General features: G+C 65.0%; 17 protein-coding genes. 7 read left to right on the top strand and 10 right to left on the bottom strand.

Features of this window, described 5'->3' with window-relative positions; all coding sequences use genetic code 11:
• Positions 1–87: 87 nt before the first annotated feature.
• The 3 genes from HBA99_RS18750 (at position 88) to yhjD (ending at position 3,060) form a co-directional block, all read left to right on the top strand.
• Positions 88–915: an exodeoxyribonuclease III gene (locus tag HBA99_RS18750; protein WP_070952108.1), complete on the top strand. Its 828-nt coding sequence runs from the start codon at positions 88–90 to the stop codon at positions 913–915.
• Between the two features lie 62 nt (positions 916–977).
• Positions 978–2,012, top strand: coding sequence for a tryptophan--tRNA ligase (gene trpS, locus HBA99_RS18745; protein ID WP_030096819.1), 1,035 nt, complete (start codon positions 978–980; stop codon positions 2,010–2,012).
• A 19-nt stretch (positions 2,013–2,031) separates the two neighbouring features.
• Positions 2,032–3,060 (top strand): inner membrane protein YhjD, encoded by a 1,029-nt coding sequence (gene yhjD / locus HBA99_RS18740; RefSeq protein ID WP_030096820.1) that lies wholly within the window; start codon positions 2,032–2,034, stop codon positions 3,058–3,060.
• A 4-nt stretch (positions 3,061–3,064) separates the two neighbouring features.
• Here the strand turns inward: yhjD and HBA99_RS18735 are convergent, their stop codons facing one another.
• Both HBA99_RS18735 and HBA99_RS18730 read right to left on the bottom strand, forming a co-directional pair.
• Complete coding sequence (locus HBA99_RS18735; protein WP_057968611.1) at positions 3,065–4,351, bottom strand: D-alanyl-D-alanine carboxypeptidase family protein; 1,287 nt, start codon at positions 4,349–4,351, stop codon at positions 3,065–3,067.
• Between the two features lie 76 nt (positions 4,352–4,427).
• Positions 4,428–5,438, bottom strand: a complete 1,011-nt coding sequence (locus HBA99_RS18730) for an SMP-30/gluconolactonase/LRE family protein (RefSeq protein WP_070952109.1) — start codon at positions 5,436–5,438, stop codon at positions 4,428–4,430.
• A 33-nt stretch (positions 5,439–5,471) separates the two neighbouring features.
• Between HBA99_RS18730 and HBA99_RS18725 the strand changes: the two genes are divergently transcribed.
• On the top strand, positions 5,472–6,380 hold the full coding sequence (locus HBA99_RS18725; protein WP_070922902.1) for a sigma-70 family RNA polymerase sigma factor: 909 nt from the start codon (positions 5,472–5,474) through the stop codon (positions 6,378–6,380).
• Here the strand turns inward: HBA99_RS18725 and HBA99_RS18720 are convergent.
• The 5 genes from HBA99_RS18720 to sdhC all read right to left on the bottom strand — a co-directional run bounded on the left by HBA99_RS18720 (position 6,377) and on the right by sdhC (position 10,469).
• Positions 6,377–6,985, bottom strand: a complete 609-nt coding sequence (locus HBA99_RS18720; protein WP_070952110.1) for a carboxymuconolactone decarboxylase family protein — start codon at positions 6,983–6,985, stop codon at positions 6,377–6,379. The genes HBA99_RS18725 and HBA99_RS18720 overlap by 4 nt on opposite strands.
• A 113-nt stretch (positions 6,986–7,098) precedes the next feature.
• Positions 7,099–7,881 carry a succinate dehydrogenase iron-sulfur subunit gene (locus tag HBA99_RS18715; protein ID WP_030096825.1) on the bottom strand — a complete coding sequence of 261 codons (783 nt, stop codon included), beginning with the start codon at positions 7,879–7,881 and terminating at the stop codon, positions 7,099–7,101.
• 1 nt (position 7,882) lies between these two features.
• Positions 7,883–9,637 (bottom strand): succinate dehydrogenase flavoprotein subunit, encoded by a 1,755-nt coding sequence (gene sdhA / locus HBA99_RS18710; protein ID WP_030096826.1) that lies wholly within the window; start codon positions 9,635–9,637, stop codon positions 7,883–7,885.
• A 14-nt stretch (positions 9,638–9,651) separates the two neighbouring features.
• Complete coding sequence (locus tag HBA99_RS18705; RefSeq protein ID WP_044105172.1) at positions 9,652–10,134, bottom strand: succinate dehydrogenase hydrophobic membrane anchor subunit; 483 nt, start codon at positions 10,132–10,134, stop codon at positions 9,652–9,654.
• Positions 10,131–10,469, bottom strand: coding sequence for a succinate dehydrogenase, cytochrome b556 subunit (gene sdhC, locus HBA99_RS18700; protein WP_030096828.1), 339 nt, complete (start codon positions 10,467–10,469; stop codon positions 10,131–10,133). Before sdhC ends, HBA99_RS18705 begins: the two co-directional genes overlap by 4 nt.
• Before the next feature lie 343 nt (positions 10,470–10,812).
• Here sdhC and HBA99_RS18695 point away from each other — a divergent pair, with 343 nt between their 5' ends.
• The 3 genes from HBA99_RS18695 to HBA99_RS18685 are packed head-to-tail and all read left to right on the top strand — an operon-like array spanning position 10,813 to position 13,585.
• Positions 10,813–11,211: a cytidine deaminase gene (locus HBA99_RS18695; RefSeq protein ID WP_030096829.1), complete on the top strand. Its 399-nt coding sequence runs from the start codon at positions 10,813–10,815 to the stop codon at positions 11,209–11,211.
• Positions 11,211–12,500 carry a thymidine phosphorylase gene (locus HBA99_RS18690; protein ID WP_070952111.1) on the top strand — a complete coding sequence of 430 codons (1,290 nt, stop codon included), beginning with the start codon at positions 11,211–11,213 and terminating at the stop codon, positions 12,498–12,500. Before HBA99_RS18695 ends, HBA99_RS18690 begins: the two co-directional genes overlap by 1 nt.
• Positions 12,497–13,585: an adenosine deaminase gene (locus tag HBA99_RS18685; RefSeq protein WP_030096831.1), complete on the top strand. Its 1,089-nt coding sequence runs from the start codon at positions 12,497–12,499 to the stop codon at positions 13,583–13,585. The genes HBA99_RS18690 and HBA99_RS18685 overlap by 4 nt, the downstream gene beginning before the upstream one ends.
• Positions 13,586–13,601: 16 nt before the next feature.
• Here HBA99_RS18685 and HBA99_RS18680 read toward each other — a convergent pair whose 3' ends face one another.
• The 3 genes from HBA99_RS18680 to HBA99_RS18670 form a co-directional block, all read right to left on the bottom strand.
• The gene (locus tag HBA99_RS18680) at positions 13,602–14,930 is read right to left on the bottom strand and encodes a primosomal protein (protein ID WP_070922899.1); all 1,329 of its coding nucleotides are present in this window, start codon (positions 14,928–14,930) and stop codon (positions 13,602–13,604) included.
• Between the two features lie 95 nt (positions 14,931–15,025).
• Positions 15,026–16,024 carry a GAF domain-containing protein gene (locus HBA99_RS18675; protein ID WP_070952112.1) on the bottom strand — a complete coding sequence of 333 codons (999 nt, stop codon included), beginning with the start codon at positions 16,022–16,024 and terminating at the stop codon, positions 15,026–15,028.
• Positions 16,025–16,077: 53 nt separating this feature from the next.
• A complete protein-coding gene (locus tag HBA99_RS18670; RefSeq protein ID WP_030096834.1) occupies positions 16,078–17,052 on the bottom strand; it encodes a GAF domain-containing protein in 975 nt (324 codons plus the stop codon).
• Positions 17,053–17,260: the final 208 nt, after the last annotated feature.

Here is a 17,260-nt window from a genome sequence, read left to right as displayed (position 1 = left end):
CCGTGCCCCGTGGTGCCCATCACTGTCGGCTGTTCTTCGCCTCAGCGGCTCATCACTGTCAGACCTCTCGACTATCGTCGGCGATCGATGAGCACCGAGAAGATCACCGTCACCACCATCAACGTCAACGGCATTCGTGCCGCGGTGAAAGAGCGGTCCGCGGAGAACCGGGGGCTGCTGCCCTGGTTGGAGCAGACGACCGCCGACATCGTGTGTCTGCAAGAGGTGCGTGCGGAGAACGAGCAACTCCAGGAGGCGCTGGCACCGGCGCTGGCCGCGGGGTGGCACGTGGTGAACGCCTCGTCGAGCGTGAAGGGACGTAACGGCGTGGGGATTCTCAGCCGCGTCCCGGCCACCTCGATCAAGGTGTCGCTCGACGCCGATGGCGGCGAGTTCGACGAAGCCGGGCGGTATCTGGAGGCCCAGGTCGGTGATCTCACGGTGGCGAGCATCTACCTGCCCACCGGGGAAGCGGGCACGGCGCGCCAGGACGAGAAGGAACGATTCATGGCGGCGGTGGGCGCCAGGATGGCCAAACTGGTTGCGAGCGGGCGCGACACGGTGATCTGCGGTGATTGGAACATCGGGCATACCGAGCGAGACATAAAGGCCTGGAAGGCGAACCAGAAGAAGGCCGGGTTCCTGCCGGAGGAGCGGGCCTGGGTCGGCTCACTGCTCGCAGCCGGATGGGTCGACACCTTCCGGCTGCTGCACCCCGGTGTTGACGGACCGTACAGCTGGTGGTCGTGGCGGGGTAAGGCCTTCGACAATGACGCGGGCTGGCGCATCGACTACCACCTGGCGACCGCCGATCTGGGGCAGCGCGCACACGCGGCGCGGGTCGAACGCGCCGACGCCTACGCGCTTCGCTGGTCCGACCATGCGCCGGTGACGGTTGAGTACCGGCTGCACTAGCCGATTGAGCGTCCTGTGCTCGGGTAAATGGTTTTGACCGGTCATGCCAGGATGGATGCACTATGACTGCCGACAGGACCGCTGAAACCGCCGCCCGGGGACGCCTGTTCTCTGGGATTCAACCCACCGCCGATTCTCTCCATCTCGGAAATGTGTTGGGCGCGGTGCAGCAGTGGGTGCGGTTGCAGCACGAATACGAGGCGCTGTTCTGTGTTGTCGACCTGCATGCCATCACGGTCGCGCAGGACCCCGAGGAGCTACGCCGACGCACGCGCGCAGTAGTTGCCCAGTACGTGGCGCTGGGTGTTGACCCGGCCGAGAGTGCGATCTTCGTGCAAAGCCATGTCCCGGCGCATACCGAATTGGCTTGGGTACTGGGATGTTTGACCGGCTATGGCGAGGCGTCGCGGATGACGCAGTTCAAGGACAAGTCCGCCAAGCAGGGGAATGACGCCACCACCGTCGGTCTGTTCACCTATCCGGTGCTGATGGCCGCCGACATCCTGCTGTATCAGACGAATGTGGTGCCGGTGGGCGATGATCAGCGTCAGCATCTCGAGCTGACACGCGATGTGGCGCAGCGGTTCAACGGCCGCTATGGCGAGACCTTCGTGCTGCCGGAGACATTCGTGCCGAAGAATGCGGCGCGGATCTACGACCTGCAGGACCCGACGGTGAAGATGAGCAAGTCCGCCTCGACGCCCGCCGGGTTGATCAACTTGCTCGACGATCCAGCGGTCTCGGCCAAGAAGATCAAGTCGGCGCAGACCGACAGTGACCGGGAGATTCTTTTCGACAGGGAAGCCAAGCCAGGTGTTTCGAACCTGCTGAGCATCCAGTCCGCGCTCACCGGCGCCGATATCGACACACTCGTCGACGGCTATGCCGGGCGGGGTTACGGCGACCTGAAGAAGGACACCGCCGAGGCGCTTGTCGAGTTCGTCACGCCGGTGCGTGACCGGACAAACGAGCTGCTCACCGACACCGCGGCGCTCGACGACATCCTGGCGGCAGGTGCGGCGCGCGCCAGGGAGCTGGCAGAGAAGACTCTCACCGAGGTCTATGACCGGATAGGGTTTGTCCGGCCCGCGAGGTAGCGAACAGTAGAGGCGGTGAGTGGTGGCCGAAGACGATAAGCCTGGGATTCTCGACCGCTATCGCGCAAGGTTTCCCTGGTTCGACCACATCATGCGCATGCAGGAGCGCTACCAGAAGGTCAACGGCAACTTCTACGCCGCCGGAATTACGTATTTCACAGTCTTTGCGCTGTTTCCGCTGATGATGGTCGGATTCGCGGTCATGGGCTTCGTCTTGTCCAGGCGGCCGGACACGATTGCGGAGTTACGGGGCCGAATCAGCGGGGCGATCTCCGGCGAAGTGGGCAATCAGCTAATCAATCTGATGGATACCGCGATTGCCTCGCGTACCAGCCTGGGCATCGCGGGCCTTGCGACGGCGGCCTGGGCCGGGCTGGGGTGGATGGCCAACGTGCGGGCGGCACTGAGCGCCATGTGGGAGCAGCCCAACGACTCCGACGGGTTCGTACGGGGCAAGCTCTCAGATCTGGTGGCATTGGGGTCGACGTTCGTGGCGCTGGCTCTCACCATCGCGGTCACCGTTGTCGGTAATGAGAAAACGATTCTGCGCATACTCGGCTGGTTCGGGCTGCATGACGTCTCGATACCGGCAGTGCTGCTCAAGGTCGTCACCATCGCCATAGCGACCGTGTTGTCGTGGGCGCTGTTCACCTGGATGATCTCGCGGCTGCCCAGAGAGCGGCTGCCGTTCTCCAGTGCGGTGCGGGCCGGGCTCATCGCGGCGATCGGCTTCGAGCTGTTCAAACAGGTCGCGTCGATCTATCTGAGCGTGATCATGCATGGCCCCGCGGGCTCCACGTTCGGTCCGGTGCTGGGCATCATGGTGTTCGCCTACATCACTGCGCGTCTGCTGTTGTATGCCACCGCGTGGGCGGCCACCTCCGATGAGAACCGGCCCTTTGTCTATGTGCCGCCGCCCGAGCCGGTGGTCATCACTACGCGGATCGAGACCGTCGAGCGGCCCACCAAGCTGGGTGTCCTCGCCGCCTTCGGCGCTGGAGCTCTTGGTGCTCTGGGTATTTCGTGGCTAGGCCGCGGCGGCGACTAGCGGTTTAGGCCTGGCGGCGGTTGAGTGATCGCGCCGCCAGGATGAGACCGAAGACGATCATCGCGCCGATGATCGTCACACCCACCCGGACCGGGACGCTGTTGACCGCATCCGTGGTGAGACCGGCGGCTTGGGGCGTGGCCGCGTTGTCGGCATGCGGCTTGGTCAGCAGCGCAGGGTCGGGATCGACGAGCTTGCCGATCGAGGCGTCGCGTGGCGTCGAGAACCCGTAGTCGAGTAGGTGGGCGGCCTGCTCCCACGGAGCTATCGGAAGACGCGTACCCCGCAGCATGGTGACCACCAACCGGCGGCCGTCACGCTCGGCGGCGCCGACAAAGGTCTGTTGCGCGTCGTCGGTGTATCCGGTCTTTCCGCCGAGCGCGCCGGGGTAGTTGTAGAGCAGCCGGTTGTCGTTCGTCATCTCGTAGGCCGGATGATCGTCGGGCTCACCCGGTTTGGCGGGATGGCCGGGGAAGGTCGCCTTCGGAGCCGACACCAGATCGGCGAAGGTGGGGTCTGCGAATGCGTACTTGTAGAACAAACCCAGGTCGTAGGCCGAGGTGCTCATGCCGGGGCCGTCGAGACCGGAGGGGGTGGCAACCCGCGTATCCCGCGCGCCGAGTTTCTGCGCCATGTCATTGATCTTGGCGACGGTCTCGGACATGCCTCCGAGCTGGACGGCCAGCGCGTGTGCGGCGTCGTTGCCCGAGTTCATGAGCAGACCGGTGAGCAGCTGCCGGACGGTGTAGGTGCCGCCGACGTCGACACCGACTCTGGTGCCCTCGCTGTTCGCGTCTTCTTGGGTACCCACCACCGCCTGGTTGAGGTTCAGGTTGTTGATGGCCTCCATGGCGACCAGCACCTTGATGACACTGGCGGGTCGGTGCCGGGCGTGGGGGTCCTTGGCCGCCACCACATTTCCCGTGTTCAGGTCGGCGATGAGCCAGGATTCCGCAGAGACGTCATTGGGGACGGGCCCCGCCCCGTTAGGAGTGATCACATCGCAGCTTCCGAGCATCTCGCCGCCGATGGGCTTGGCGGGCACCGGGAGTGGCGCGGGCGGATCGCCACCGGCCTTGGGAACCTCGGAGGTGTCGACTGCCGGTGGCGTGACGACCTTGTAGGGGCACCCGCTGGTATCCGGCGGCGTGAACCCGGGCTCGGCAGTAGCCAACGGTGTGCTCATGGGGAGGGCGGCGACGATCAGCCCGGCGGCGGTGGCCGCGGCGAAGCGCGTCGCGGCTGCTCGCAGCGACGGGCGGCGATCGGGCGCAGGAATCCAGGTGGTCATCGCCTTGCCACAGTAAGTGACCACCACCCTGAACTGGGGGATGTTACGTCTGTGTCGGATGTGACTTCTGGGTCGACTACTCCGACGGCGCGATATCGGCCAGGTTGATATGGCCGACGGCCGACGATCCGATGCAGCCCAGCCAGAGACGCCCGCCGGACTCCACGATGCCGGTCGTGGTCTGCAGCAGTGGGTCGCGCCCGCGGATGTTCACCACCGCGGCCCCGGTGTCCGGATTGAACGCGACAACCCAGGCGTCGGCCGCGACGGCGGGCTGAATCGATTCCGGAAGCCGCCAGAGGAGTTTGCGTAGCAGCGGAGCGCGCGGCACGAGTGTCTCCAGCGCGGCATTGCGCGGCCCCGCCATCGCGACCCAGATCCGGCCATCGGAGCCGGTGCTGATGTTGTCCGGCATGCACGGCAATTCCTCGACGAGCCTGGAGGTCTGTCCCTGCGCAGAACCCGACAGCGCGATCGTGCTCAGGCGCCGGCCAATGGTTTCGGCGTACACCAAGCGAGACTCGTCGGCGGTCAGGGTGACGCCGTTGGTGAAGTACAACCCGTCGGCGATGGTGGTGACGGTGCCGTCGACATCGCGGCGGAATACCCTGCCGGTGCCGCGGCCCTCGATGGCGGCAGCCCGATACTCCTCGAAGGGGAAACGTGCCGTTGACTCGCTGAAATAGATTGTCCCATCGGATGCTTCGGTCACATTCGAGCAGAAGATGAGTGGAGAGCCATCGACCTTGGTGACAAGTGGCTCGATATCTCCGGAGGCCGGATCGAGGGCCAGCAGCTTGTCGCGGCTGCAGATCAGCACGCGTCCATCGCGCGCGACATGCAGGCCCAGGGGTGGGTGCTCGGTGGTCGCGATGTGTGTGACCTCGGCGCCGTCGGGGGAGATACGGAGCATCTTTCCGTCCACCACACCGGTCCAGATGTTTCCCGCGGCATCGGCCACGACATCCTCGGGTCCATGACCCGGGAGCGGCACCACCGTGAGCGGGGGTAGGGGCCGTGGGTTCAGGGATAGTGCCCGCACTCCGGGCGGCTGCCAGCGGACGGGGTCAATCGACGGCTTAGCCATGGGCTCACCTTATTGCAGGCCTAGGCTCAAGAGGTGGCAGTTCCGGTTCGCGATCGCACCGACGAGTTCGAGGCGCTGCGCCCTCGGTTGCAGGCGGTGGCCTACCGCCTCACCGGCAGCGTCGCCGACGCCGAGGACATCGTCCAGGACGCGTGGTTGCGCCTGCACTCTACGACCGTCGAGATCGAGGACCTCGCGGCGTGGCTGACCACCGTGGTATCCCGGCTGGGCCTGGATCGGCTGCGGTCGGCCGTCCATCGCAGGGAAACCTATGTGGGGGAGTGGCTTCCGGAGCCGGTGGTCACCGGTTTGGACGGCAATGATCCGCTGGCCGTGCTGGTGGCCAGTGAGGACGCGCGCTTTGCGGCGATGGTGGTGCTGGACCGTCTGGCACCCGATCAGCGCGTGGCCTTCGTCCTGCACGACGGATTCTCCGTGCCCTTCAAGCAGATTGCCGAGATCCTGGGCATCAACGACGCGGCCGCGCGTCAACTCGCCACGCGTGCGCGTCGGACGGTGAGTGCGACGCCGCAGCCGGTGGGTGATGCCGAGCATAATGAGGTGGTCGGCCAGCTGCTCGAGGCCCTCATGTCCGGCAGTGTGGAAGCCGTTGTCCGACTGTTGCATCCGGATGTGACGATGACGGGGGATTCCGATGGCAAGGCACCCACCGCGGTGCGGGTCATCCGCGGCCCCGATAAGGTGGCGCGCTTCCTGCTCGGATTGCTGGACCGTTACGGCCCGCAGATGATTCAGGCCATCAATCCGGCGTTGGTGAACGGACAGTTCGGCATGTATCTGACCGAGACAGACACCGACCCGGATTTCAGGCCGGTGCTGCCCCGGGTCAGTGGATACACCGTGCGCGACGGCAAAGTGCTGGCGGTCTGGGATGTGAGCAATCCCGACAAGTTCAGCGGCACGCCGTTGCGCAGGGGCTAGGCGTCCGCTGTGTCCTCGATAGCCCATGGAACCCGGCAGGCATCGCCGGAATTGAAGCCCTGCTCGGTGATTCCGAGGGCGGCGTAGGTCCGGGCGCGCATGTTCTCGACGCCGACCTGGTAGGTCAGCTCAATCACCCCGGCGTCACCGAACCGCCGGCGTAGATCCTCGATCTGCTCGTCGGTGATGTCATGCGGATTGCCGGTCATCGCATCGGCATAGGCGATGGCTGCCCGCTCGTCGTCGGTGTACAGCGGCGAGGTCGCATAGTCGTCGATGGCCTTGAGGCGCTCGACGTCCAAGCCGTCGAGCCGCTGCAGCATGGAGCCGAAGTCGACGCACCATGAGCAGCCCACCGTGCGGGCGGTCCAGAACACCGCGAGTTCTCGCACGCTGGCCGGCAGAACCTTGGATGCGCTGCCCAGCATCTGCTCGTGCATCGCGGCGGCCACCATCAGCTTGCGGTGGTGGGCAAGCACCGTAAACGGTTCGGGCACTTGGCCGTATCGCCGCTTGGCGACCCGGTACATGATGCGTGTGAGCAAGGAGGCTTGTTGCGGGGGGACGGGATTGATACGGGTTGTTCTGCGTGATTGTGCGGTCATATCCGTATGACGAGGCAGCCCTCGGATGTGTGACAGGGCGCGCCTCGGCATAGAAAAAACCGCCGGGCGTGAGCATTGGCGCTCACACCCGGCGGTGCAGACGGATCGATCGGCTAGCGCGCGAACATCAGTGCGCGCTTGACCTCCTGGATCGCCTTGGTGACCTCGATACCGCGCGGGCAGGCGTCGGTGCAGTTGAACGTGGTGCGGCAGCGCCACACCCCGTCCACGTCGTTGAGGATGTCCAGGCGCTCGGCGGCGGCCTCGTCGCGGCTGTCGAAGATGAACCGGTGTGCGTTCACGATCGCCGCGGGACCGAAGTAGCTTCCATCGCTCCAGAACACCGGGCAGCTGGTGGTGCAGCAGGCGCACAGGATGCACTTGGTGGTGTCATCGAAGCGCGCGCGGTCGGTCTGGCTCTGGATGTGCTCACGTGTCGGCTGGTTGCCGCTGGTGATCATGTACGGCTTCACGGCGCGGAATGCGTCGAAGAAGGGTTCCATGTTGACCACGAGGTCCTTTTCCACCGGCAGCCCGCGGATCGGCTCGATGGTGATGGTGAGCGTCTTCTTGGGCTTCTTGGGCAGCAGATCCCGCATCAGGACCTTGCAGGCCAGCCGGTTGACACCGTTGATGCGCATGGCATCCGAGCCGCACACGCCGTGCGCGCAGGAGCGGCGGAAGGTCAGCGTGCCGTCCAGGTAGCCCTTCACGTACAGCAGCAGATTCAGCAGCCGGTCCGTCGGCAGGCACGGCACGCGGAAGCTCTGCCAGCCGGCGGCGTCCGGATCTTCGGGGTTGAAGCGCTGAATCTTGAGCTCCACCATGACCGCGCCCTCGGGGACCGGCGGCAGCGGCGGGTCGCCGGCTTCGGCTTTCTCGATAACCGCAGTCATCTCAGTACTTCCGTTCCATCGGCTCGTACCGGGTCTGGACAACGGGCTTGTAGTCCAGCCGGATATCGGACAGCAGCTCGGCACCCTGCTTGTACGCCATGGTGTGTCGCATGTAGTTGGTGTCGTCCCGGTTCGGGTAGTCCTCGCGGGCGTGGCCGCCGCGGGATTCCTTGCGGTTGAGCGCACCGACCACGGTCACCTCGGCGAGTTCGAGCAGGAAGCCCAGCTCGATGGCCTCGAGCAGGTCGCTGTTGTAGCGCTTGCCCTTGTCGTGCACCGTGATCCGGCTGTACCGCTCCTTGAGCCGGTGGATGTCCTGCAGCGCTTGCTTGAGCGTCTCTTCGGTGCGGAACACCGCGGCGTTGTTGTCCATCGACTGCTGCAGCTCGGTGCGGATGTCGGCCACGCGCTCGTCACCGTGCTCGGAAAGCACGTCCGCCACCCACTGGGTGACCATCGTGGCCGGGTTCTCCGGCAGTTCGACGAAGTCGTGGGAGTCGGCGTACTCGGCTGCGGCGATACCCGCCCGGCGGCCGAACACGTTGATGTCCAGCAGCGAGTTGGTGCCCAGCCGGTTGGCGCCGTGCACCGAGACACAGGCGCACTCGCCCGCGGCGTACAGCCCGGGAACCACGTTGTCGTTGTCGCGCAGCACCTGTCCCTTGATGTTGGTCGGGATGCCGCCCATCACATAGTGGCAGGTGGGGTATACCGGAACCAGCTCGGTGACCGGGTCGACACCCAGGTAGGTACGGGCGAATTCGGTGATATCCGGCAGCTTGGCTTCCAGCACGTCGGCACCGAGGTGGCGCACGTCGATGTAGACGTAGTCCTTGTTGGGGCCCGCGCCGCGGCCCTCCAGCACCTCGAGAACCATTGAGCGCGCGACGATGTCGCGAGGTGCCAGGTCGACGATGGTGGGGGCGTAGCGCTCCATGAACCGCTCGCCGTCGGCGTTGAGCAGACGACCCCCCTCGCCGCGCACGGCTTCGGAGATCAAGATACCCAGACCGGCAAGGCCTGTCGGGTGGAACTGGTGGAACTCCATGTCCTCCAACGGAAGTCCCTTGCGGAACACAATGCCCAGGCCGTCGCCGGTCAGGGTGTGTGCGTTGGACGTCGTCTTGTACATACGGCCCGAACCGCCGGTGGCGAAAACGATTGCCTTGGCGTGGAACACATGGATATCGCCGGTCGCGAGCTCGTAGGCGACCACGCCGGTGGCCACCGGGCCGTTGGGCGTCTCGGTGAGTACGACATCCAGTGCGTAGAACTCGTTGAAGAACTCGACGTCGTGCTTGACGCAGTTTTGGTACAGCGTCTGCAGGATCATGTGCCCGGTGCGGTCGGCGGCGTAGCAGGCGCGGCGCACCGGCGCCTTACCGTGGTCGCGAGTGTGGCCACCGAAGCGGCGCTGGTCGATTCGACCCTGGGGTGTCCGGTTGAACGGCATACCCATCTTCTCGAGGTCGAGGACGGCGTCGATGGCCTCCTTGCACATGATCTCCACGGCGTCCTGATCGGCGAGATAGTCGCCGCCCTTGACGGTGTCGAAGGTGTGCCACTCCCAGTTGTCTTCCTCGACGTTGGCCAGCGCGGCGCACATGCCGCCCTGGGCGGCGCCGGTGTGACTGCGTGTCGGGTACAGCTTGGTCAGTACCGCCGTACGAACGCGAGGTCCGGCCTCGACCGCGGCACGCATACCCGCGCCGCCCGCGCCGACGATGACGACGTCGTACCGATGTTCCTGAATCATTGTGGAAATCGCCCCTAACCGATGTTCGGGTTGAAGGTCAGCAGGACGTACGTGCCGAGCACAACCGTGAAGATGATCGACAGTGCCAGCAGGCAATTGAGCCAGAACCGGGTCGAATCCTTACGGGTGTAGTCGGCGATGATCGTGCGCATGCCGTTGCCGCCGTGCAGCTGAGCCAGCCACAGCATCGTCAGATCCCAGGTCTGCCAGAACGGGCTCGCCCAGCGTTGCGCCACGAAGTTGAAGTCGAGGCGGTACACGCCGTTGTCCCACATCAGCATGATGAACAGGTGGCCCAGGGCCAGGAAGATCAGGACGATGCCCGACAGACGCATGAAGATCCACGCGTACTTCTCGAAGTTGGGCATACCCGATGCCCGCCGGGGTGCGCGTGGATTGTCCAGTGCGGCAGGGCGGTCGTAGTTGCGCTCCATGACGGGAGCGAGGCGGCCACTGGCGCGCGCACTCGCGTTCGGACCGGTCTGAGGTGTTGTCATAGGAAACGCTCCGCCATGTGCATGAGAATCCGGGTTACCGCGGGAACCATCACCACAAACCAGACGCCGCCGATGATCCACAGCATGAGCCGCTGATAACGCGGGCCCTTGGACCAGAAATCGACGAGGATTACCCGGACGCCGTTGAGTGCGTGGTAGAGCACCGCCGCGACCAGGCCGAGTTCCATCAACCCGACGATCGGGGTCTTATAGGTCTCGATCACCGAGTTGTACGACTCGGGGCTCACCCGTACGAGTGCGGTATCCAAGACGTGGACAAAAAGGAAGAAGAAAATCGTGGCACCGGTAATGCGATGCAGGACCCAGGACCACATTCCTGGATCACCACGGTATAGCGATCGCTTGAGGCGATTACCTTCACGGCCAGATGTGGCCGTATCGGGCGTCGCAGTCGTCACGTGGGCCTCCAACACCAATGGTGGACTGGGGCCAAACGGCGCGGTAAATGGGGGCGTCCATGACGCGCAACCGATGGCCCAACGGTGGTCGGCGAACCGTCATCCGAACTCTAAACCCATTCCGAGGTGGCGCCGAAATCGCGTGAGCGCGAAAAAGCGCCGAAATGCACCGTACTCCAAAGTAAGTTAGGTAAACCTTGCACGAGCAAATGATGAGCCGACGCGACTCTCATGGGGTCGACAGGGAGGATTCCCGATCATGTTGATCGACTGGAATGAATTGCGGGACAAAGCATATGCGATAACCAAGCATGCGTATGCGCCCTATTCGAAGTACCCGGTGGGTGCGGCCGCGCTCGTCGACGATGGTCGGGTCGTCGTCGGCTGCAATGTGGAGAATGTCTCATATGGGCTAGGTCTCTGTGCGGAGTGTTCTGTGGTGTGCGCCCTGTTCTCCACCGGTGGAGGGCGGCTGGTTGCGCTCTCCTGCGTCGATTCGCGCGGTGAGGCCCTGATGCCCTGCGGCCGGTGCCGCCAGCTACTTCTCGAACACGGCGGCCCTGACCTGCTGATCGATCACTCGGATGCGCCACGAAGACTCGCGGAGCTGCTCCCGGAGGCTTTTGGCCCCGATGACCTGGAACGAGGCCGGATCTGATGGCAAACATGTACACGTTCGATATGCCGTCGATCATCGCTGCCAAGCGTGACGGCGGAGAACTGAGTCCGGGAGCCATCGACTGGCTGATCGGCGAATACACCCGTGGCGCCATCGGTGAGGAGCAGGTCGCGGCGCTGCTGATGGCGATCTATCTGCGCGGGATGAACTCCGCCGAGACGACGGCATGGACCGCGGCGATACTGGCCTCGGGGGAGCGGCTGAATCTGTCCGGTCTGTCTCGCCCGACCGTGGATAAACACTCCACCGGTGGCGTGGGGGACAAGATCAGCCTGCCGTTGGTCGCGGTCGTGGCCGCCTGCGGGGCGGCGGTGCCGCAGCTGTCCGGCCGCGGTCTCGGGCACACCGGCGGCACGCTGGACAAGCTTGAGTCCATCGCGGGCATCCGGGTCGACCTCACCAACGAGGAGATACGTCACCAGCTTTCCGATGTCGGGGCAGTGATCTGTGCGGCCGGGGCCTCATTGGCGCCCGCCGATCGAAAGCTGTACGCGTTGCGGGATATCACCGGCACCGTGGAATCGATTCCGCTCATCGCCGGGTCGATCATGAGTAAGAAGCTGGCCGAGGGCACCGCCGCGCTGGTCCTCGACGTCAAGGTGGGCGCCGGGGCATTCATGAAGTCCGAGCAGCAGGCGCGCGAATTAGCCTCGGCGATGGTCGATCTGGGCACCGCACACGGAGTTGCCACCAGTGCGCTGCTGACCGCGATGGATACCCCGCTCGGGGCCACCGCGGGAAACGCGGTCGAGGTGCAGGAATCACTTGACGTGCTGGCGGGGGGAGGCCCCGATGACGTTGTCGCCCTCACGGTGGCTCTGGCCCGCGAGATGCTCGCCGCTGCCGGTATCGACGGCAAGGACCCGGCTGCGACGTTGACCGACGGCACCGCGATGGACGTGTTCCGGGCGATGATCAGTGCGCAAGGCGGGGATCTTTTGGTGCCGTTGCCGGTCGGCCAGTGCCAGGAGACTGTGCTCGCTCCGTCCAGTGGTGTGGTGCATCACATCGATGCGATGCCGGTTGGGGTCGCCGCGTGGCGGCTCGGGGCCGGGCGCAGCCGTCCCGGAGAGTCGATACAACATGGCGCGGGCGTGCGTATTCACCGGCGCCCGGGTGAGCCGGTGGTCGCCGGCGAACCGCTGTTCACGCTGTACACCGATACCCCCGAACGGATGCCCGCAGCGCTCGACGCGCTGGAAGGTGGATGGGGTATCGGTGCGGCGCCGCCCGCTGCCGCACTCATCATCGATAGACTTTCGGTGTGACGGCCGAACTTGATTTGGTGTCAATCACCCAGGCTCCCAAGGCGCTTCTGCATGACCATCTCGACGGGGGGCTGCGGCCCGGCACCGTCCTGGATCTGGCCCGGGAATCTGGGTACGAGAGCCTGCCTGCCGAGGACGAGAGTGCCCTGGCTTCGTGGTTCCGTACCGCTGCGGACAGTGGCTCTCTGGAGCAATACCTAGAGACCTTCGCGCACACCGTGGGTGTGATGCAGACGGCGGCGGCGCTGCACCGCGTGGCCGCCGAGTGCGTGGAGGACCTCGCGGCCGATGGCGTGGTGTACGCCGAGGTGCGCTTCGCCCCCGAGCTGCACATCGATGCAGGCCTGACCCTCGACGACGTCATGGACGCCGTGCTGGCCGGTTTCGCCGACGGGGAACGGCAGGCGAGCGCGGCCGGCAAGCGCATCAAGGTCCGCACCCTGGTCACCGCGATGCGGCATGCGGCACGGTCGCGGGAGATCGCCGAGCTGGCTGTGAAGTTCCGCGATCGGGGTGCCGTCGGGTTCGACATCGCCGGAGCCGAGGCGGGCTATCCGCCGAGCCGCCACCTCGATGCCTTCGAGTACATGCGTAATGCCAACGCCCGGTTCACCATCCACGCCGGTGAGGGGTTTGGATTGCCCTCGATCCACGAGGCGATCGCCTTCTGTGGTGCCGACCGGCTGGGCCACGGTGTGCGCATCGTCGACGATATCGACATCGATCCGGACGGTACGGCGCATCTTGGCCGGCTGTCATCGCTGCTGCGTGACACTCGCGTGCCGTTGGAGCTGTGCCCCAGCTCGAATGTGCAGACGGGAGCGGTCGCCAGCATCGCCGATCATCCCTTTGACCTGCTGGCACGGTTGCGATTCCGGGTGACCGTGAATACCGACAACCGGCTGATGAGCGATACCTCGATGAGCCGCGAGATGCTGCGGCTCGTAGAGACGTTCGGGTACGGCTGGAGTGATCTTCAGCGGTTCACCATCAACGCGATGAAATCAGCCTTCATCCCGTTCGATGAACGGCTGGCGATCATCGATGACGTGATCAAACCCGGATACGCGGTCCTGATCGGTTAAACCGGCTAGCCGCGCACTACTCGCGGCGCAGCCGCGCTTCCATGGCGCGCTCCAGCGTCCGCCAGCTCTCGGCCGCATCGGCGAAGGGGCCCTTCGGCTCGTCGTGCTTATCCGGTTCGAGCAGATGCCCGACCAGCTTGCCCAGCGCGGTGTCACCATCCAGCTCGGCGTCGACGCTGTCATCCTCGGAGTATTCGGCGACATCGGTCAGCAGCTCCACCGCCAGCTCGAGCTGATCGCGGTCCACCTCGTCGATGCCGTCTTCCAGGTCATCGGCCAGGCCCGTGAACACGTAGATGTTGTCGTCGGTGATGTCGATCCGCAGCGAGCCGTCGGTGGCGGCGGTACGGATGTCGTCATAGGTGCTCAGGTCGGACAGGTCGTGATCGTGCTCGTCGGCCAGATACCGGGCCAGTGCCCGCTCGGAACCGAACACACTGATTCTTCCGTTGCGTCCCAGGAAGATCGGCTCGTCGTTGAGGTAGCAGCGCAGTGTGTAGAACGTCCCCGAGTTGGTGATCATCTGGATCGGGTCGATACCGACTTCCAGCCAGAAGTCCTCGTCGCCGCCCAGAACCGGGGCGTCCTCGTCTTCGGTGTCGTCGTCCTCGGTGTCTTCGTCTTCGTCGCCGGACTCGTCGTCAGCGTCGTCGTCGGAGCTCTCGGCGTTCGAGTCGGATTCCTCGTCGAGCAGTTCCAGCTCGTCGTCATCCTCGAGGTCGTCCTCGTTGTCGACGGCATTTTCCGCGGCAGCAAGCAGCTCGGCATCGGCGGCGGCGGAGAGCTCCTCATCGACATCCGGGGTGGCGGCGATCTCGTCGATGGCATCGACCACCGAGTCCCAGGACTTGCCCACGATGGCACCGATCTGGTTCCACCGCTTCAATCCGTCTTTACCGGTGAAGCTTTCGGCCCCGCCCGACAGCGTGCCCAACACGGGGTTGCCGTTGATGAGCTTGTTGATGGGTGCCAACTCGCAGACCGCGCCGATGGAGGCCACGATCGCCAACGTGGCGCGCAGCGTGTCGACGGCGTCCTCGCTCGGCTTGTCGGCAACCAGCTCCGGCACCCCGATCAGATCGAAGCGATTGTCGTCGTCGGGCTCGAGTTCGTCGGCCGACAGTGCACCCAGCGTTGACCACGCGGGATGATCGACCAGATCGTTGTCGTTGTCGGTCCGTACGAAGGCCACCAGATCGGCCACCGACTCGAACACGTACAGATCGTCGTCCTTGCCGAGAAACGCCTCCCACTCGTCTCCGGCGTCGCGCCACCGCGGGGCCCACAGGGTGACCACGTCACCCTCTGTGAGCCCGAGTTCGATGGGAACGATGTCAGCAGCCATGCGGCAAGCCTAGCCAGAACGGCTGAGTTGAGCGAAAGACCCACCGCGAGAGCCGGCACACGCGCGGCGAACAGAGCTGCCCGGACCCCGGTGGTCTACGACTGGGCATTCGGCCGCGGCGCGGCCGTCAGGGTGACAAGAGCCGCAAAAGCATTGTCACGCAACGCGAATCTTGTGGCCGAGGCGTGCAGTTGCAGCCACCCGCCGGAGACAGCGCGCACCCGGAGCACCCCGGTGGTCGACCCTGTCCGCAGCTCTTCGCGCATGTTCCTCACCACCGCGGCGTCCTCGGGATGGATGCTCTCGGGCCGATCGGGGTCGTAGCGCCATGCCAGGTCGGGGTAGGGCGTGTCGATCCATTTGAGGACGGCGAAGGTGTCGACGTTGATCAGCACCCGATGTGCTCCAGGGATCGCGACCGCATCCAGGATCTGCTGCGCCAGTCCCACCCGAGGTTCAGCGGGACTGTTCTGCACCCGTGTGCACACGATCCTGTTGATGCGCGCCACGGTCCCTGTCGCATCGGTTTCCTTGGATGCCCGCCCGGCGTAGTGGACTTGAAGGGTGTTTCCCTGGTGGTCGGCGGCCAGGCATGTTCCGCAGAACGTCGACTCGAGTTCGGGGTTGACGGCGTTGGCCATCAACTCGATGTTGTGTGGACTCGGCAAGACGGGGGCAAGGCCTTCGGCAATGGCTTGTTTCTCGGATCTGTTCTGTGGGTCGAAACCCATCACGTCGAAGTACCCCTCGGTGAGCGTTGTGACCGAGGTGTCCAGATCGCCCAGGCACGCCCCCGCAACGGGACGCGGCGGCGGCTCGAGGTCTGCCGGTCCAAACCACACCTGGACGCCGTGAACATGCACCTGTCCCATCGCTATCGGATGCACGCGCACGATGCGATCCCGTGCCGGCGTGAGGGCCTCTGCGGGATCACCCGTGCGACGGCAGTCGGCGATCGCCGCCTCGATCAATGGGCGGTGCCGGTTGCGGCCCAGCACCGATTCGAGCGGAGTCATGTTGCGGGCCTGCGATCCGATAGCTATGACCGTGGGCACGTCACTCAGGGTCTCTAGCAGCATCCAATCGCCGGCCATGCCGGGATGTTAGCAATTTTTGAGCGAAGATCCGGTGGGTGCGTCCGGCCCCGCTACCGGCGCCGATGAGTGATGAGTGCGACGGTCGCATCCTCATTGAGCCGAACGAGTTGGGTAGAGCAGTGCAGCGGTTCCCAGCTGTCGTCGTGGCAGCGGAACCGGATTACCGCCTCGGTCGCACCAAACACGGCGTTATCGATCATGAAGTTCAGGTTCGCCTGGTCGTCCGGGTGAATCTTGGGGCGACCCAGCGGGTCAAATTCCCAATGCCATTCCGGGGCAGGAGGATCGATCCACTTGATCAATTTCCGCGAAGCGATCATGACTAACGCGCGATACATGCCGGGTTCGGCGGTGGCCTCGAGGATCTGCTGCTCCAGCAGCGGGACCGGCGGCGCCGGCTGGCCGACTCGCAGGTTGATCGCGCGCCCCAAACGCTCGGGGACGCCCTGCTGGTTGGGTTCCAGAACCAGTCGGCTGGCGAAATGGCACAGCGTGGGATTCCCCTCGCTGTCCACACCGGGCCAGGTGGCGCTGTAGGTCATGCCTTCGGTCGCCGTCACGATGAGCCCCAGGACATCTGTTTCGCCCGGATTAGGCGCCAGGTAGCGATACAGCTCGGGCATGCTGATGTGGGCATGCGGCTCGGTGGGAGCCATTCCCATGGCCAGGGCGGCACCGTCACTGATGTGTAGGGCGCCGGTATCGGCGTTGAGCACCACCGCACCGCCCTCGCGCGGGGGATCGGCGGAGGGGCGTGCTGCGCCCGTCCACAGCCAGACCCCGTGCACGCGACCGTCGGGCATGGCGATCGGCCGGATGTCGATCACCGAATCCGAATCGGGTGGCCCGATGCTCGCGGCCTTGTTTGCCTTTGTCGCCGCAGTGATGACTCGGCGAATCAGACCGAGATTTCGATTACGGCGCAGGAACGCGCTGAGCGGAATCATGTTCCGCGGCTGACTGCCGGAGGCGATGACGGTGGGCTCGTCGCCAAGTGTCTCCAGCAGAAGCCACTCGCGTGCCACCTTCGGATGTTATCAGCGGAGCACATGCCGGCGATCGATCAGCGCTCGGTGTTGAGCAGGGCCGCGAGTATTCCGAAAAGGTTGCGCTGGGCAGGTCAGACGCGATATTTTCTGCTGGCTCCCGCGATCGGCGGGCTAAGTGCGGACCCTGTCTCTTCGGGCCGCGCCCGCAGCGTGGATGCGCTCTGTGTGGCGGCCGTTCGGCCGA

Origin of the sequence: Mycobacteroides chelonae (assembly GCF_016767715.1) — a bacterium.
In the GTDB taxonomy this organism is placed as follows: domain Bacteria; phylum Actinomycetota; class Actinomycetes; order Mycobacteriales; family Mycobacteriaceae; genus Mycobacterium; species Mycobacterium gwanakae.
Note: the sequence above shows the minus strand (reverse complement) of the source record. Positions and strands in the feature narration are given on the sequence as shown.

Excerpts from the sequence above, each read along its gene's own strand:
- HBA99_RS18750 (WP_070952108.1), top strand. The coding sequence starts at position 88 with ATGAGCACCGAGAAGATCACCGTCACCACCATCAACGTCAACGGCATT.
- trpS (WP_030096819.1), top strand. The coding sequence starts at position 978 with ATGACTGCCGACAGGACCGCTGAAACCGCCGCCCGGGGACGCCTGTTC.
- HBA99_RS18735 (WP_057968611.1), bottom strand. The coding sequence starts at position 4,351 with ATGACCACCTGGATTCCTGCGCCCGATCGCCGCCCGTCGCTGCGAGCA.
- HBA99_RS18730 (WP_070952109.1), bottom strand. The coding sequence starts at position 5,438 with ATGGCTAAGCCGTCGATTGACCCCGTCCGCTGGCAGCCGCCCGGAGTG.
- HBA99_RS18720 (WP_070952110.1), bottom strand. The coding sequence starts at position 6,985 with ATGACCGCACAATCACGCAGAACAACCCGTATCAATCCCGTCCCCCCG.
- HBA99_RS18715 (WP_030096825.1), bottom strand. The coding sequence starts at position 7,881 with ATGACTGCGGTTATCGAGAAAGCCGAAGCCGGCGACCCGCCGCTGCCG.
- sdhA (WP_030096826.1), bottom strand. The coding sequence starts at position 9,637 with ATGATTCAGGAACATCGGTACGACGTCGTCATCGTCGGCGCGGGCGGC.
- HBA99_RS18705 (WP_044105172.1), bottom strand. The coding sequence starts at position 10,134 with ATGACAACACCTCAGACCGGTCCGAACGCGAGTGCGCGCGCCAGTGGC.
- sdhC (WP_030096828.1), bottom strand. The coding sequence starts at position 10,469 with ATGTGGTCCTGGGTCCTGCATCGCATTACCGGTGCCACGATTTTCTTC.
- HBA99_RS18695 (WP_030096829.1), top strand. The coding sequence starts at position 10,813 with ATGTTGATCGACTGGAATGAATTGCGGGACAAAGCATATGCGATAACC.
- HBA99_RS18690 (WP_070952111.1), top strand. The coding sequence starts at position 11,211 with ATGGCAAACATGTACACGTTCGATATGCCGTCGATCATCGCTGCCAAG.
- HBA99_RS18680 (WP_070922899.1), bottom strand. The coding sequence starts at position 14,930 with ATGGCTGCTGACATCGTTCCCATCGAACTCGGGCTCACAGAGGGTGAC.
- HBA99_RS18675 (WP_070952112.1), bottom strand. The coding sequence starts at position 16,024 with ATGGCCGGCGATTGGATGCTGCTAGAGACCCTGAGTGACGTGCCCACG.